This window comes from Synechococcus sp. MIT S9504 (assembly GCF_047497135.1).
Lineage (GTDB): Bacteria > Cyanobacteriota > Cyanobacteriia > PCC-6307 > Cyanobiaceae > Synechococcus_C.
Genome location: NZ_CP138942.1, coordinates 389,511 through 404,541 on the forward strand (window position 1 = coordinate 389,511; position 15,031 = coordinate 404,541).

Genomic DNA, 15,031 nt, shown 5'->3' on the forward strand with positions numbered 1-15,031 from the left:
GCATCACGTGTATTCGCTGCAACTGGAGCGGCGGTGCGATAAAGAAGGGAACGGTTATCTGCCCTCCTTTGGCGCACACCCTGGTCATCGTTGAGAGCCCCACCAAGGCCCGCACCATCCGTGGATTCCTCCCCAAGGACTTCCGGGTGGAAGCCTCCATGGGGCATGTGCGCGATCTCCCGAACAACGCCAGTGAAGTTCCAGCGGCTCAGAAGGGCCAGAAGTGGGCCAATCTCGGCGTCAACACCGAGTCCGATTTCGAGCCCCTTTATGTGGTGCCGAAGGACAAGAAAAAAACGGTCAAGGAGCTGAAGGACGCCCTCAAAGGTGCTGACCAGCTTTTGCTGGCGACGGATGAAGACCGGGAAGGCGAAAGCATCAGCTGGCATCTGTTGCAGCTGCTTGCGCCGAAGGTTCCGGTGAAACGAATGGTGTTTCACGAGATCACCAAGGAGGCGATTGGGCGGGCTCTTGACCAGACCCGTGAGCTGGACATGGAGCTGGTGCATGCTCAGGAAACCAGACGAATTCTTGACCGTCTGGTGGGATACACGCTGTCGCCGCTGTTGTGGAAGAAGGTGGCTTGGGGTCTGTCCGCGGGACGCGTGCAGTCCGTTGCTGTGCGTCTGCTGGTGCAACGGGAACGCGCACGTCGGGCATTCCGCAGCGGCAGCTACTGGGACCTCAAGGCCGGTCTCGAGCAGACCGGCAGTCGTTTTGACGCCAAACTCACCCACCTGGAGGGGCAGCGCATTGCCACCGGCAATGATTTTGATGAAAACACCGGTGAGCTCAAGGCCGGGAGCAAGGTCCGCCTTCTCAGTGAAAGCGATGCCCTGACCCTCTCCGAAACGGTGAAGTCGGTGGCATGGAGCGTCACGTCCGTGGAGGAAAAACCCACGGTGCGACGCCCCGTTCCACCGTTCACGACCAGCACCTTGCAGCAGGAGTCGAACCGCAAGCTCCGGCTTTCTGCCAGGGAAACCATGCGTTGCGCTCAGGGTCTCTATGAGCGTGGTTTCATCACTTACATGCGCACCGATTCGGTGCATCTCTCTGATCAGGCGATCAGCGCTGCCCGCAGCTGTGTTGAATCGCGGTACGGCAACGACTATCTGAGCAAGGGGCCCAGGCAGTTCAGCACCAAGGCCCGCAACGCACAGGAGGCCCACGAAGCGATTCGCCCTGCTGGCGAGAGTTTTCGTGCTCCACAGGAGACAGGTCTAGATGGCAGGGACCTAGCCCTCTATGAACTGATCTGGAAGCGCACCGTTGCCAGCCAGATGGCTGAGGCCCGCCTCACGATGCTGTCTGTTGATCTGAGTGCCGCTGATGCTGTGTTCCGAGCCAGCGGCAAGCGCATTGATTTCCCTGGTTTCTTCCGCGCCTATGTGGAGGGAAGTGATGACCCCGACGCGGCCCTGGAAGGCCAGGAAGTGTTGCTGCCAGCGCTCAAGCAGGGGGATTCTCCCAACCTCAAAGACGTTGAGGCGCTTGGCCACCAGACCCAGCCTCCGGCCCGTTTCTCGGAAGCTTCCCTGGTCAAGATGCTCGAGAAGGAAGGGATCGGCAGGCCCTCCACCTATGCCTCGATCATCGGAACGATCGTGGATCGGGGCTACGCCGCACTCCAGAACAATTCACTCACGCCCAGCTTCACAGCCTTTGCGGTGACGGCGCTGCTCGAGGAGCACTTCCCCGACCTGGTTGACACCTCCTTCACCGCCAGGATGGAGAACACCCTCGATGAGATCTCTCATGGAAAGGTGCAGTGGCTTCCTTACCTGGAAAGCTTCTACAAGGGCAACGAGGGGCTGGAGTCCCAGGTTCACCTGCGGGAGGGCGATATCGACCCCGGTGCCTCGCGCACGATCGACCTCGAGGGACTCCCCTGTGTGGTCAGGATCGGTCGCTTTGGGGCCTATCTCGAAGCCAAACGTGTCGGCGACGACGGAGAGGAGGAGCTGATTAAGGCCACCCTGCCTCGTGAGATCACCCCCGCCGATCTCGATCACGATCAGGCCGAACTGATCCTCAAGCAGAAAGCCGATGGGCCTGAGGCCTTGGGGGAAGATCCGGAAACCGGAGATTTTGTCTATCTGCTGTTCGGTCAATACGGGCCCTACGTGCAGCGCGGGCAGGTCAGTGATGAGAACCCCAAGCCCAAGCGTGCCTCGCTGCCCAAGGGAGTGAAGCCCGAAGACCTCAGCCTCGATGATGCTCTGGGACTGCTGCGACTGCCCAGGCTGCTGGGAGAGCACCCTGATGGTGGCAGGGTTCAGGCCGGACTTGGTCGTTTTGGCCCCTATGTGGTCTGGGACAAGGGCAAAAGTGAGAAGGACTATCGCTCCTTGAAGGGCGACGACGATGTGCTCGCCGTGGGACTCACCCGTGCTCTTGAACTGCTGGCGATGCCCAAACGTGGTCGAGGCGGCCGAACCGCGCTCAAGGATCTCGGTAAGCCCGAGGGCAGTGATGAGTCGGTGCAGGTGTATGACGGCCCCTACGGTCTCTATGTGAAGCAGGGCAAGGTCAATGCTTCTCTTCCGGAAGGGAAGGGGGCTGATGACATCACTCTTGAGCAGGCGGTGGAGCTGCTGGAGGCGAAGGCCGCCAGTAAGAAGGGAGGCCGAAAGGCTTCCACCAACAAGAAACCTGCAGCTAAAAAAGCTGCAGCCAAGAAGCCAGCAGCCAAGAAGCCTCCTGCCACGACGAAGTCAGGTCGTCTGCGTGCCAGTGCCGTGCGCGTGATTCGCCCCGCCGACTCCTGATGGGCATCAGGATCAGGCTGTTTGCTCGGTCGTTGCTGCCCTTGCTCCTGCTGCTGCAAGCCTGTGATGGCACACCATTCGGCCAGCGGCTGTCAGAAAGCTTCGACTCTCAGGCAGGCGAAGTCAGTCCAGAAGTCACCCAGGCGGAGCCAGACGACAACGATCCAGAGGACAAAGATCCAGCCGACAACTTTGCAGATTCCCGTGTTGTTACTGACAAGAACGAAGATCAGGCCAAGGTCAACGACAACGACAACGACAACGACAACAAACAGCCCAAAGCCAGAGTCAGCGAAGCTGAGGACTCGACTGAAAGACCCGAGGTGAAACCCACTCCGGAGCGAACCCTGCCGTATCGCATCATGATCCGCCTCTCAGCAGCGGATCCAGCGGCTCCCGCGGAGGGGGTCACCGAGGCTCTCAGGCGTGCTGGCATTGGCTTCGAGGTGGAGACCATCGAAAAGGTGCCCGTCAGCGATCTGAATCAGCCTTCCCAGCTTCAGCCGAAGCCTGCTTCCTGATGCGACCAGTTCTCAGCCATCGCCAGGCTCTGCGAATGATGGAATCCTCCTATCTGGCGGCCGCGGCTGCCTTGATCTGGCTGGCTCTCTACTACCTCCCGGTCGGCGGAGCTCTGTTCCGTCTTGCCCTGCCTCTGCCACTCGCCTTGCTGGCTGTGCGTCGGGGTGGCCGTGCCGGGGTCGAAGGCCTGGCGGTTGCGATTCTTCTGCTGATCGCCTTGATGGGGCCTGTCCGCGGACCCTTGATGCTGTTCCCCTATGGCTTGTTGTCCGTATGGCTCGGCTGGTGCTGGTTGCATCGCTGCAGCTGGTGGCTGAGCTGGGGGATCGGCCTGCTGATCGGTGCTGCTGGTTTTCTCGTCCGCGTTGTTGCTCTTTCGCTGTTGGTGGGTGAAAACCTCTGGGTGATCATCACCCGTGCCGGTGCCGGCCTGCTGGACAGGTTGCTGGAACTGCTGCAGTTGCCACTCGCGCCTGATCTGCTGCTGGTTCAGCTGATGGCGCTTGCTCTTGTGCTCATCCAGCAGCTGGTTTACGTGCTTGCTCTCCACGCGCTGGCTTACTGGATTTTCCCCCGATTGCAGGCCCCCGTCCCGGACCCTCCCCCGCTGCTTCATGGACTGGTCGCCCTCGACCCCCTCTGATCCTCCATTCGGGGTTTGTCGACTGACCGGTTCGCCGGCCACGGCAGATGCAACACGCTTTGCAGGCATCTGGTCTGATCCTGTCCAACCACTTCCGGATCTGTTGCTGGTGCTCGCCTCCACAAGGACCGCTGAACAGCAGGGAATCTCTGCGGCGGGCTGCACACCAGCTGCACGCCGCACCACGGCTCTTGCTGATGCGGAACTGCTGCTTAAGGGGCCATCCGTTCCTCCGCTCTGGTCCCTGCCACCTTTGCCGGCAGGGGTTTCACCAGCCTTGATCAGCTGGGTTGTGTGCGATCAGCTCGGCCTCGACCCGCAGGTTGCCGCTCTCGGCTTGACGGTGCCACCGCACTTTCCCCATCTCCGCTTTGAGGACCCACGCTGCGGGCCGGGGCAATGTGTCTCCAGCGGCGCTGCAATGTCTCCCGACAGGGTGCTCCAGTTGCTGCAGCGCGGTCGGCGTCTTGGGCGACAACTGCGTCGGCCGCTGGTGCTGGCGGAATGTGTTCCCGGTGGCACCACAACAGCCTTGGCAGTGCTGACGGGGCTGGGATTGCCTGTGCAGGCACTGGTGAGTGGCAGTGCTCTGCATCCCCCCATGGCGCTCAAGCAGCAGCTGGTCAGCGAAGGGCTGTCTCACTTGCCTGGCCACTCAAAAATCGATGCTCAGGCCTTGCTGGCGGCCGTGGGTGATCCTTTTCAGGCCCTTGCCACAGGGTTGTTGATCGGGGTGCTTGATACGGATCAGCCCATACTGCTCGCCGGTGGCAGTCAGATGGCTGCGGTGCTTGCCCTTGCACTGCGCGCGGTTTCAGCAGACCGTCGTCAGCGGCTCTGCGATCGGGTTGTGATCGGAACCACCGCTTGGCTGGCCGCGGAGCGTCTGCAGGCTGCAATGCCTGCGTCTTCCCTGGTGACGCTGCTCAGCAACCTCGAGCAGCACTACGCCGTTTCACTGCAGGCCTATGCCTCTGGTCTGCGTTTCTCGGCAAGCCGCCACTCCCGCCTCCGCGATTTCGAGCTGGGCCATGTGAAAGAAGGAGTCGGTGCTGGTGGCCTGGCCCTTCTGGCTCAGTGGAGAGGTGTTTCCCCTGACACTCTGCTTCAGTGCTGCGATCGGGCGGTCGATCAGCTGCTCGCGGCAGGCCATGCGAACACTGTCGCCCCGTAGGTTCGGACCATGAAGCCTGTTGCCGTTCCTGCGCCATTGTTGAACCGTCGTCGGTTTCTCCAGTTCGCCGCTGTGACAGCGGCGGCGGGGCTCAGCGGCTGTGGTCGTGGAGGAGCGGTTCCCACCCTGCGTGCAACCCCGGACTGTCTGCCCTCTCTCTGGCGTCGTGATCTGCCAGCACCCTGGCGTTTCGATGCTCTGTCAGGAGCGACACCACTCGAGAGTCCCTGGCCGCTGCCAACCGACCTTCTGGCTCTCACTGACGGCTGGTTGTCGGTGATCAGCCCCGAGCGTCTGCAGGCGATAGCTGCTGATGCTCTTCTGTCGAGGATGGGGCCTTCTGGACAACGCTTCCTCAGCGAGGCTCCCCTGGCTTGGAGGGGCCTGATGTTGCCGGTGGCTTTTAGTCCATGGGTGATGGTGATCCGGCGGGATGGGACCAATGCACCTGCGCCGGATGCTGGCTGGAACGCTCTGCTCGACCCGGCAGCCAAGGGCAAGCTGCTGCTGCCATCCAGTCCGAGGCTGCTGATCTCACTCGCAGAGAGAATGCAAGAGGGCGATGCCTTGCGTCGCTTGCGTGCGGCGACCCTCAGTTTTGATGACCGTTTCGGCATGAACTGGCTGCTGCAGGGCGATGCCAGGGTTGCCGTGCTGCCTCTGCAGCGCTGCATGGCTGCCCTCCAGCGTGATCCCAGACTCACCGCTGTGTTGCCTGAGCAGGGTGCACCACTCCACTGGACGCTGCTGGTTCGGCCGTCCCAGACGGCTGAACCCATTCCGCAGGACTGGGTGCTGAAAGCCTGGAACCAACCTTTGCTGTCTCGATTGTTGGCTCAGGGTTGGATCCCGCCGTTGCCCAGAGATGAGCTTGTCGAGGCGGAGGCTCGGATTCCGCTCAGACTGCGTCCTCTCGTGCTTCCTCAGGAATCGGTCTGGACACAGAGCTGGATGTTGTTGCCACCCGATGCTCCAGAAGCGCAACGTTTGCAGCAGCTCTGGGAAGCATCAACCCCATAGCCGCCGCCGCGGTGCCGCTGCCAGCAGTCGATGGGTCTCCGCCAGTAAGTCGGGGATCGGCAGCTGGTGCGGGCAGCGCGGCAGGCAGTCTCCGCAGCTGTCGCATTGGCTCGCATCGACCGTTTCCCACCAGTGCCCGGCCCTGCCGATCAGGTTGTAGCGCTCCCCGGTGAATTCCATCAAGTCATGGCCGTGGGCAAGATTGCGCAACCTCAGCAGCTCGGGGATCGGGACGTCGTTGGGGCATGGAAGGCAGGCACGGCACTGGCCGCAAAGCTCATGCCCCAGTCGACTCTCACGCTGCTGCTCAAGGTGAGTAAGAGCTCGCTGCTCCTCCAGATCCAATGGACCCTCACTGGCTGCGAGCGATCGAGCCAGTTTGAGGTCTGCGGCGCTCCGGGCTCCCACGGTCAGTGTGCTGATGCCGGCCGCCAGCAGAAAGCGATAAGCCAGCTGCAAGGGCTGGAAGGGGCTGCAGTCAACTTTCAGCTGTTCACTTGGTGCCTGAAGGCGACCACCCTTGTCAGCCGGTGAAATCGCAAGAACGCCCATGGATCGCTCTAAAGCCTGCTGTGCCAGAGGCATGCGCGTGGGGTCCAGCAGATGCAGATGCAGGCAACAGAACCTGAAGCGATCACTGGCGATGGCACGCTCGATCAGGGCATTGGACCCGTGGCTGCTGAAACCCACCTGTCGGACCTTGCCGCTCGCCAGGGCCCAGTCGATCAGCCGGGCTCCCTCGCCGGAGAGCACCCAGTCGAGATGGCTGTCCAGGTTCAGGCCATGAATGGCCAGATTGTCCAGTCTGTTGATCCCCAGTCTGCTGAGGCTGGACTCCAGAGCCTCACGCCCAGAAAGAAAACTCTGCCCTGGAAGCAGTTTGCTGGTGATCACCCAGCCACCGTCGGCCGGGGCGACGCCCTCCTTGCTCAGCTGAGCAAGCGCCTTGCCAAGAAAGGCTTCAGCTGGTCCATAGGCCGGTGCGGTCTCAAGATGGTTGATCCCAGCCTCAAGAGCGGCGCGTAACACCTGCAGCATCTGCTCCGGAGACTGGAGAGCGCGCATGGTGCCAAGAGTGAACAGGCTCACGTCGGTCCCGTCACCGAATGAGCGGCGCAGCACAGCCCGGGGGAGTGTGCTGCTCAAGGGTCCTGGGTGTCGCCCTGGGTATCCCTGGGATCCCCAGACTGGCGGGATTCCAGGTGTCGTCCCAGGGCAGCGGGACTGATCCCATCGAGAAAACGACGGAATTCATCACGATCCTCCGCATCCGCTTCGGCATCGACGGCAATCGAGGCTTCCGCAACCACCTCTTCAAGCATCCAGATGCTGCTGCCGGTGCGGATGGCCAGTGCGATCGCATCACTGGGGCGTGCATCGATCTCAAGCAGGTTGTCGTCCTCATCGACAGCCGCCTCAAGCTCACCCTCTCCGGAAGCCACGGAGTCGTGGTCGCTCCCGCCTAGGCGCAATACGGCTCTGAAGGTGCTGTCTTCGATCGCATGAATGATCACGCGCTCCAGCTGCAATCCCCCTGCCTCCAGCAATGCCGCCATCAGGTCATGGCTGAGTGGCCTGGGCTGAGGCGTGTCACTGAGGCCGGCCATGATGTTATGCGCCTGCGCCTGATCAATCCAGATCGGCACCTGACGGCTTCGGGATGGGTCCCGCAGCAGCACGATCGGACTGCGGCTGCTGGCATCCAGGGCGATTCCCGCCACGCTCATCTCGATCAAGTACGGCTCCGCCGCTCTCTCGATTATGACCAGTGCAGAGGGGATGGAGATGGGCAATGTTCACCGGGTTGGTCCAGGCGGTGGGTCAGGTCGAACGACGTGGCCGCGCTCTGCTTGTTGAGGGCTGCAGTGCTTTCGCTCCACTGCAGCTTGGTGACAGCGTCGCTGTGGACGGTGTCTGCCTCACGGTCGCTTCACTGGTGGGTGATGGCTTTCTGGCGGATGTGAGTGAAGAGACGCTTCAGCGCACCACTCTCGGGGCGAAGGCTGCAGGGGGAGGGTCTGTGAACCTCGAGCCCGCTCTTCGTCTGTCAGACCGTTTGGGAGGCCATCTTGTGAGCGGACATGTGGACGGCATCGGTGAGGTGGTCGCCGTGGAGTCTTTGCCCCAGTCATGGCATCTGGAACTGCGCTGGCGGGATGCGGACTTCGGTCGCTACATCTGCGATAAGGCCAGTGTTGCGGTGAATGGCATCAGCCTCACCGTGGCGGGTTGTGCTGATGCCGGGTCAAGGTTCTGGTTGGCGGTGATTCCGCACACCTGGTCGGTTACAGCCCTTCGTGATCTGCAGGTGGGTGATGAGGTGAACCTCGAGATTGATCTGCTGGCTCGCTATACGGAACGGCTCATCAGTGCCAGTGGCTCTCAGGAAGGAACTCCCCCGATCAGCGCCGCCTGGCTTGCAGAGCATGGCTGGGGCTGACCGCTAACCACAAACCATGGCGGGATTTGTGAGGTCTCAATACCTTTCGGATGTTGTTCATTCTGAACTGTTCATGAATTCCGAGGACCGCTCCGAATCCCTGGGCACCTTCAAAGCCTTCTCGATTGCTGAGGGCATTCTTCTCATCGTTCTGGGCGTCCTGGCCCTGATCTTCCCAGTCATTGCTTCGTTCTGGACCACAGGCGTGATTGCCGTGCTGTTTCTGGTCGGCGGTGTGGTCGGCTGGATCAGCAACCTTGCCCGTTCCGGCAGGATGGGCCGCTGGATCTGCTTCTGGCGTTTGGTGGTGTCCACCCTCTTCATCGTTGCCGGTGGCTCGATGATCAGTAACTTTCGGGATCCCGGTGAAGCCGCAGAGCAGGTTGCTGCGTTCGCCTTGGCCATCGGCATCGTCTTTCTTGTGGAGGGCGTCGTGGCCTTCTTCAATGGACTGGCTAACAGCGGTCAACCCGGCGCTGGATGGGCCATCGCCAACGGCGTGATCACCTTCATTTTGGGCCTGTTGATTGTCACTCTCAAGTTCTGGGGTCTGCTGTGGGTGCTCGGAACGCTGGTGGGCATCAGCTTCCTGTTCAGTGGAATCGAGCTGATCGCGTTCAGCTCCAGCATCGATGACAACCAGGATCCTCCTGCCATCGCCTAAGACGACATCCTGAACACAACTAATCCAAGGAGCAGCACACAGTTGTCTCCTTGGGCGAACACGATGAATAATCGGTGCTCTGAAGTGTTGATTCAGGTGGATTCAGCAAGCGGCAGAAGCGTGATCGTGCCGGAATCCTTGTTCAGTTCAATCTTGAATTCCTGGCCCGGAACAAGATCAAGGCGTTTGGTATAGGCATGGCCGATCAGAAGATTGCCGTTGCCATGAACGCGTGTGCGGAATTCGGCCTGACGTCCTCTGCTGCCTCCGCCTGAACCACCGTTGCTGGAAGGAAGTTTGTACCCCTTGGCTTCCACCAGGGCTCTGTAAAAACTTTTGCGCATCAGACGGCCACTGGGACCGACGTAACCGCAGCCCCGGGCGATTTCATCTTCAGGACGGTTGCTGAGAGCTCGCGCCTTGTTCAGTAATTCCTCTCCAACCAGCATGTCTATCGGAAAAGACACATCAATTCTGACCCCAGACTGCAACCCGGGCAAGGAGTTCGTCGAAGTTCTGTCAATTGAACCGATCTCGATGCTCGTTAGATCAGGTAGAGAATCACAAACAGAATGACCCAGATTCCGTCCACGAAATGCCAGTAGAGCTCGGCTGCCTCGAGCGGAAAATGATTGCTGGCACTGATACGACCTGAAGGTGTGCGGCATTGCCACCACACAATCAGGATCATCAGTGTTCCGAGAGTCACGTGCAGCCCGTGGAACCCCGTGAGGGCATAAAAGGTGCTGGCGTAGAGATTGTCGGCGAGGCCGAAGGGCAGGGTGAAGTACTCCACCATCTGGCTGGCGAGAAAGCCCAGACCGAGAATGGCGGTCAGCATCAGCCATCTGCGGCAGCGTTCGTTGTGCTGTCTGCGCAGGTTCACGCCAGCGCGGTGAAAGGTTGCGCTGCTCACTAACAGCAGAATGGTGTTGAGCGTTGGCAGTGGCAGTTCAAGCTCATAAATCGCACCTGGCACTAACGGATTGACTGCCTTGAAGGTGAGATAAGCAGCGAAGAACCCGGCGAACGTCATGGCGTCAGCCACCAGGAAGGTGGCCAGGCCAAACATGCGGTGATCCGGATGTTCAGCCCCGTGATCATCCATGTGATCAAGCTGAGCGTTTTGAGGAGTGAGGGATGTCATTGACCGCTTCTCCAAAGATCACTGCCGCTGGCGGAGTTCAGATCGATCTCGTCGGCCGGGGTGCCATAGCCGTATGGATGGGTCACCAGCGGTGGATCTTCTTTCCAGTTCTCAACCGGTGGCGGCGATGACGTCAGCCATTCAGGAGTGAGTGCTCTCCATGGGTTGTCGCCTGCGATGGCACCGTGAAATGCGCTGGCAATCACATTCCAGAGAAAGGGGAGGGTGCTGATGGCCATCAGCAGCGCTCCTGCACTGCTGATCTGATTGACCAGCTGAAACTGGGGGTCGTATTCGGCAACCCGGCGTGGCATGCCGTTGAGGCCAAGCCAGTGCTGCGGAGCAAAGCAGAGGTTGAAGCCAACGAAGGTCAGCAGGAAATGCAAGCGTCCGAGATGTTCATCGAGCATGCGTCCGGTGATCTTGGGGTACCAGTGATAGATCGAAGCGAAAATCACAAACACCGACCCCCCATAGACGATGTAGTGGAAGTGGGCAACAACGAAGTAGGTGTCGTGAACATGAACATCAAACGGAACCTGGGCGAGGGCGACACCAGTGATTCCTCCGAGCACGAAGTTCACAATGAAGCCACAGGAAAACAGCACGGCACTGTTCAGACTGATTCGACCTCCCCAGAGCGTTGCCAGCCAATTGAAGAATTTAATTCCGGTAGGAACCGCAATGAAGGCTGTCGCAATGGTGAAGAACAGACGCATCCAGGGCGGAGTTCCACTGGTGAACATATGGTGAGCCCAAACCACGAGTCCAAGAACAACGATGGCCATAATCGAATACACCATGGTTGTGTATCCGAAAAGAGGTTTACGGCAATGAACCGGAAGGATTTCGCTGACTAAGCCAAAGGCGGGCAGCACCATGATGTAAACCGCTGGATGAGAATAGAACCAGAAAAGATGTTGGTAAACAACAACATTTCCACCCATTCCAGGGTTGAAAAAACCCGTGTGAGCAACAATATCAAAGCTCAGCATAATCAGCGTTCCAGCGAGAACTGGAGTGGATAGAACCACGAGAATGCTGGTGCCAAGCATTGCCCAGCAGTACATCGGAAGCTGCATCAACTTCAGGCCAGGGCGGCGGAGCTTGAGAATCGTCGCGATGAAATTAATGCCGCCGAAGATTGAACTTCCGCCCAGAAGAAGAACACTCAGAATCCAGATGATCTGACCGGTTGCGGGTGTTGTGATGCTGAGTGGTGGATAAGCTGTCCAGCCGGATTGTGCAGCTCCAGTGATGAAATAACTGCTGATAAGCATCAGCCCTGCTGGAGGAATGAGCCAAAAAGCAACCGCATTCAGTCTTGGATAGGCCATGTCCCTGGCGCCCACATAGAAGGGGATCAGGTAATTGCCGAAGGCCCCATTGACCACTGGAACGATCCAGAGAAAGATCATCACTGTCCCGTGCAGTGTGAGGATCTGGTTGTAAACATCCCTGGCCATGAAGTCTGAAACCGGACTCAGCAGTTCGGTTCGGATCGCGCCCGCCATGGCTCCTCCGATCAGATAGAAGGCAAATCCGCAAACGAGATACTGAATGCCGATCACCTTGTGATCGACGCTGAAGCTCAGATAGCGAAGCCATCCCGTCGGCTGCAGTGATGGTGAAGCTGGCGCTGTTTTTGGGGGAGCTGTAATCGTCATGCTTCAGCAGCGGTTGGCTTTCGGTTGGACTGGAGCCAGGTGTCGAAGTCATCGGCGCTGTCGACCACGACGCTCGAGCGCATGCCTCCGTGATAAGGACCGCAGAGCTCTGCGCACACGATCGAGTAATTGCCCGTGCGGGTTGGGGTGAAGTCGAGAACCGTTGGCTGCCCGGGGATCACGTCCTGCTTCAGCCGGAATTCAGGAATCCAGAATGCATGAATGACGTCTTTGGCTTCCATTCGCAGTGAAACCGGTCGGTCGACGGGCACATGCATTTCTCCGGAAATGATGTCTCCGTCGGGGTAATGGAACAGGAATGCGAACTGCATAGCTGTCACCTCGATGGGCAATGGAGGGATCCCCGCCGTTGTGGCTGTCTGGGAATCCTGCGTCGAGCCAATGCCTCCCCAGATGCGCTGATCAACCATCGTCTCCGAGCCATGGTTGCCATGTCCGAGTGGCACCATCCCGCCCATGCGTTCGTAGATGTCGTAGCTGTAGAGCCCAACGAAGAGAACAACGATTGCAGGAACAGCAGTCCAGAACACTTCGAGTGGAAGATTTCCTTCAAGAGCCAATCCATCACCGAGCTGTCCGGGACGGCGACGAAAACGCACAAGGCTGAAAAGAATTAAACCGACTATTCCTACGAAAAGGATTGTGCCAATGCTGAACAAAACACGAAACAACTCGTCGTAAATCGGGGCATTGGCGCTGGCATCAACTGGAAGAAGGTTGATGTTCTGGCCAATCCATAGCCCCCCGAGCACGAGGAGCATTCCTAAGACCAGCGTCAGAATTGCTGAGGGGATGGGCACCCCGGACCTCAATCTGTTTCTACTCAGGTTATGGAGGTTGGTTACTAATCACCACGCGTTGATTGTTAAGCAAGCCTGAAAATCCTTCGGCTTTTCTGAGCTCAAGAGCACTCTTGTCAGCAAAGTCGCATCAAGTCTGAGATTGCAGATGTTGCACTCGGCTACACATCGTGCCGTTTTGATTCAGATGGCTACGTTCCGTGGATAACCATCTCCATTAAGGAGTTTGCGTTGACTGCATCGTCTCTCAATCCGATTCGTCTCCGCCTGGCTCAGTTGGCTGCCCATCTCGTGGTGGCCCTTGTGGCTCTGGTGGTGATCGGAGGAGCGACGAGGGTCATGGAGGCAGGCCTGGCCTGTCCTGATTGGCCTCTTTGCTACGGAAGCCTGCTGCCTGGTCGACAGATGAACGTCCAGGTCTTCCTCGAGTGGTTTCACCGTCTCGACGCCTTTGTCGTCGGCGTCGCTCTTCTGGTGCAGATGGTGGTCGTCTGGTGGTATCGCCGTGATCTGCCTGGATGGTTGCTACCACTCAGCGCCCTTCTGGTGCTGATGGTTGCTCTGCAGGGAGGCCTTGGAGCACTCACGGTGCTGAAGCTGTTGCCTTCCGGGGTGGTCACGGCTCATCTGGCCCTGGCTCTCACGCTGGTGATCACTGTCAGTGGTCTTACCCAGACTCTTCTGGCAGACCCCAAGTCCGTTTCGCCTCCTCGCTGGTGGACCGTTTTCGGCTCATTGAGTGTGCTGGCGGTTTCTGCCCAGTGCCTCCTGGGTGCTGGCATGGCCACGTCCTGGGCCTCTCAGCGCTGTCTTGAGGTAGGTCAGTCCTGTCAATGGCTGCACTGGCATCGTGCCGCGGCCACGCCTGCAGCTTCCTGTGTGCTGCTCTTTGTTCTGGTGGCCCTGCTCAGTGGGCGCTGGGGCCGAGAGCAGTGGCCGCTTCTGTTGATGGCTCCTTTGCTGGTGGGCACACAGATCGGCCTTGGTGTCACGACTCTGCGTCTTGGCCTTTCACAGCCCGCAGTGACCGTGGCTCATCAGCTCGTGGCGTGTCTTCTGGTCGCGGTTCTCGCAGGACTGACCTGCAGGCGTCAACCACCTTCATCAGATCCACTGTCCGTCGTTCTCGACTCTTCCGCCCTGGAGGCCTGTCATGGCTAGTTCCGCCACAGCTGCATCCTCGGCTCCGCTCACGCGCGAACAGGTTGTTCCTTCGCGCAAGCGAATCAAACTTCCTCCCTGGCTTGAGGTGGCCAAGCCGCGACTGATTCCTCTGCTGCTGGCCACAACACTTGGAGGAATGGCCTTGACCGAGGGCTGGCCACTCTCCTCTCCGAGACTGGTCTGCACGCTTGGTGGTGGAGCTCTTGCCGCCGCCGCTGCAGGAGTCCTCAATTGCCTGTGGGAGCAGGAACTTGATGGCCGCATGCAGCGCACAAGCGGCCGTGCTCTGCCCTCGGGTCGACTGTCGCCAACAGCTGCTTTCGCCGGTGCTGTCTCCTGCACTCTGGCGGCGGCAATGCTGCTCGTCAGTGGTGTGAATTGTCTCGCCGCAGGCCTTTCGCTGCTTGGGCTCTGCAGTTACGTCCTGCTTTACACGGCACTGCTCAAGCCAAGGACCCCCCAGAACATCGTGGTTGGAGGTGTTGCTGGCGCCATTCCTCCTCTGGTAGGCGCAGCCGCAGCCACCGGTCATGTGGGGCTGAGTGGCTGGTGGCTGTTCGCGCTGGTGATGGTGTGGACGCCGGCGCACTTCTGGGCTCTGGCTCTGCTTCTGCGCGATGACTACCGCGCGGTCGGCATACCCATGCTGCCGGTCGTGAAGGGGTCTGTCGTCACAGCCCGCGCCATTCGCCGTTACGGCTGGGCCACGGTTCTGATCAGTATGCTCGGGATCTGGGCCTTGCCGGAGGGTGGGCTTTTCTATGGCCTGCTCGTACTTCCCTTCAATGGACGCCTGCTTCAGATGATCGGCAAACTTGCCGAAGACCCTGACAGCATTGATCGCGCCAAGGGATTGTTCCGCTGGTCGATTCTTTATCTCTTCGGGATCTGTCTGTTGCTGATCATCAGCCGTCTCTCGGCGGCGTCCCTGTTTGATCTTCAGCTCAGGGGATGGCTGATGACGCTGACTGCAGGGTTCACAGGAATTGCTTCCTAGA

At 59.5% G+C, this 15,031-nt stretch carries 15 protein-coding genes; 9 read left to right on the plus strand and 6 right to left on the minus strand.

All coding sequences use genetic code 11. From position 1 onward, the window contains the following. Positions 1 to 68 precede the first annotated feature (68 nt). From topA to SIB58_RS02195, 5 genes are read left to right on the plus strand one after another with little or no spacing between them, the layout of a single operon-like run. Complete coding sequence (gene topA / locus SIB58_RS02175; RefSeq protein WP_066905982.1) at positions 69 to 2,771, plus strand: type I DNA topoisomerase; 2,703 nt, start codon at positions 69 to 71, stop codon at positions 2,769 to 2,771. Further along, the gene (locus tag SIB58_RS02180; protein ID WP_067325872.1) at positions 2,771 to 3,292 is read left to right on the plus strand and encodes a hypothetical protein; all 522 of its coding nucleotides are present in this window, start codon (positions 2,771 to 2,773) and stop codon (positions 3,290 to 3,292) included. The genes topA and SIB58_RS02180 overlap by 1 nt, the downstream gene beginning before the upstream one ends. After that, a complete protein-coding gene (locus SIB58_RS02185; RefSeq protein ID WP_066905978.1) occupies positions 3,292 to 3,936 on the plus strand; it encodes a DUF2232 domain-containing protein in 645 nt (214 codons plus the stop codon). The genes SIB58_RS02180 and SIB58_RS02185 overlap by 1 nt, the downstream gene beginning before the upstream one ends. After that, a complete protein-coding gene (locus SIB58_RS02190; RefSeq protein WP_067325869.1) occupies positions 3,908 to 5,110 on the plus strand; it encodes a nicotinate-nucleotide--dimethylbenzimidazole phosphoribosyltransferase in 1,203 nt (400 codons plus the stop codon). Before SIB58_RS02185 ends, SIB58_RS02190 begins: the two co-directional genes overlap by 29 nt. Before the next feature lie 9 nt (positions 5,111 to 5,119). Next, positions 5,120 to 6,130: a twin-arginine translocation signal domain-containing protein gene (locus SIB58_RS02195; RefSeq protein ID WP_066905974.1), complete on the plus strand. Its 1,011-nt coding sequence runs from the start codon at positions 5,120 to 5,122 to the stop codon at positions 6,128 to 6,130. On the opposite strand, the gene SIB58_RS02200 is transcribed toward SIB58_RS02195, so the two are convergent. Beyond that, complete coding sequence (locus SIB58_RS02200) at positions 6,119 to 7,252, minus strand: aldo/keto reductase (RefSeq protein ID WP_066905972.1); 1,134 nt, start codon at positions 7,250 to 7,252, stop codon at positions 6,119 to 6,121. The genes SIB58_RS02195 and SIB58_RS02200 overlap by 12 nt on opposite strands. 20 nt (positions 7,253 to 7,272) lie before the next feature. Next, a complete protein-coding gene (locus tag SIB58_RS02205; protein WP_066905970.1) occupies positions 7,273 to 7,857 on the minus strand; it encodes a bifunctional nuclease family protein in 585 nt (194 codons plus the stop codon). Between the two features lie 65 nt (positions 7,858 to 7,922). On the opposite strand from SIB58_RS02205, the gene SIB58_RS02210 reads away from it, so the two are divergent. Together SIB58_RS02210 and SIB58_RS02215 are read left to right on the plus strand one after the other, a co-directional pair. After that, complete coding sequence (locus SIB58_RS02210) at positions 7,923 to 8,570, plus strand: riboflavin synthase (RefSeq protein WP_066905968.1); 648 nt, start codon at positions 7,923 to 7,925, stop codon at positions 8,568 to 8,570. A gap of 73 nt (positions 8,571 to 8,643) precedes the next feature. Further along, positions 8,644 to 9,234: an HdeD family acid-resistance protein gene (locus SIB58_RS02215; RefSeq protein WP_066906171.1), complete on the plus strand. Its 591-nt coding sequence runs from the start codon at positions 8,644 to 8,646 to the stop codon at positions 9,232 to 9,234. 92 nt (positions 9,235 to 9,326) lie between these two features. Here the strand turns inward: SIB58_RS02215 and SIB58_RS02220 are convergent, their stop codons facing one another. From SIB58_RS02220 to SIB58_RS02235, 4 genes are all read right to left on the minus strand, one after another. After that, the gene (locus tag SIB58_RS02220; protein WP_067325866.1) at positions 9,327 to 9,683 is read right to left on the minus strand and encodes an AbrB family transcriptional regulator; all 357 of its coding nucleotides are present in this window, start codon (positions 9,681 to 9,683) and stop codon (positions 9,327 to 9,329) included. A gap of 95 nt (positions 9,684 to 9,778) precedes the next feature. Continuing rightward, on the minus strand, positions 9,779 to 10,381 hold the full coding sequence (locus tag SIB58_RS02225) for a heme-copper oxidase subunit III (RefSeq protein ID WP_066905963.1): 603 nt from the start codon (positions 10,379 to 10,381) through the stop codon (positions 9,779 to 9,781). Beyond that, a complete protein-coding gene (ctaD, locus tag SIB58_RS02230) occupies positions 10,378 to 12,048 on the minus strand; it encodes a cytochrome c oxidase subunit I (RefSeq protein WP_067325863.1) in 1,671 nt (556 codons plus the stop codon). The genes SIB58_RS02225 and ctaD overlap by 4 nt, the downstream gene beginning before the upstream one ends. Beyond that, on the minus strand, positions 12,045 to 12,869 hold the full coding sequence (locus SIB58_RS02235) for a cytochrome c oxidase subunit II (protein WP_066905960.1): 825 nt from the start codon (positions 12,867 to 12,869) through the stop codon (positions 12,045 to 12,047). The genes ctaD and SIB58_RS02235 overlap by 4 nt, the downstream gene beginning before the upstream one ends. A 231-nt stretch (positions 12,870 to 13,100) precedes the next feature. Between SIB58_RS02235 and SIB58_RS02240 the strand changes: the two genes are divergently transcribed. Further along, a complete protein-coding gene (locus SIB58_RS02240) occupies positions 13,101 to 14,030 on the plus strand; it encodes a COX15/CtaA family protein (RefSeq protein ID WP_066905958.1) in 930 nt (309 codons plus the stop codon). Beyond that, entirely contained in the window at positions 14,023 to 15,030 is a 1,008-nt protein-coding gene (locus SIB58_RS02245; protein WP_066905956.1) for a heme o synthase, read from the plus strand. Before SIB58_RS02240 ends, SIB58_RS02245 begins: the two co-directional genes overlap by 8 nt. Position 15,031 lies beyond the last annotated feature (1 nt).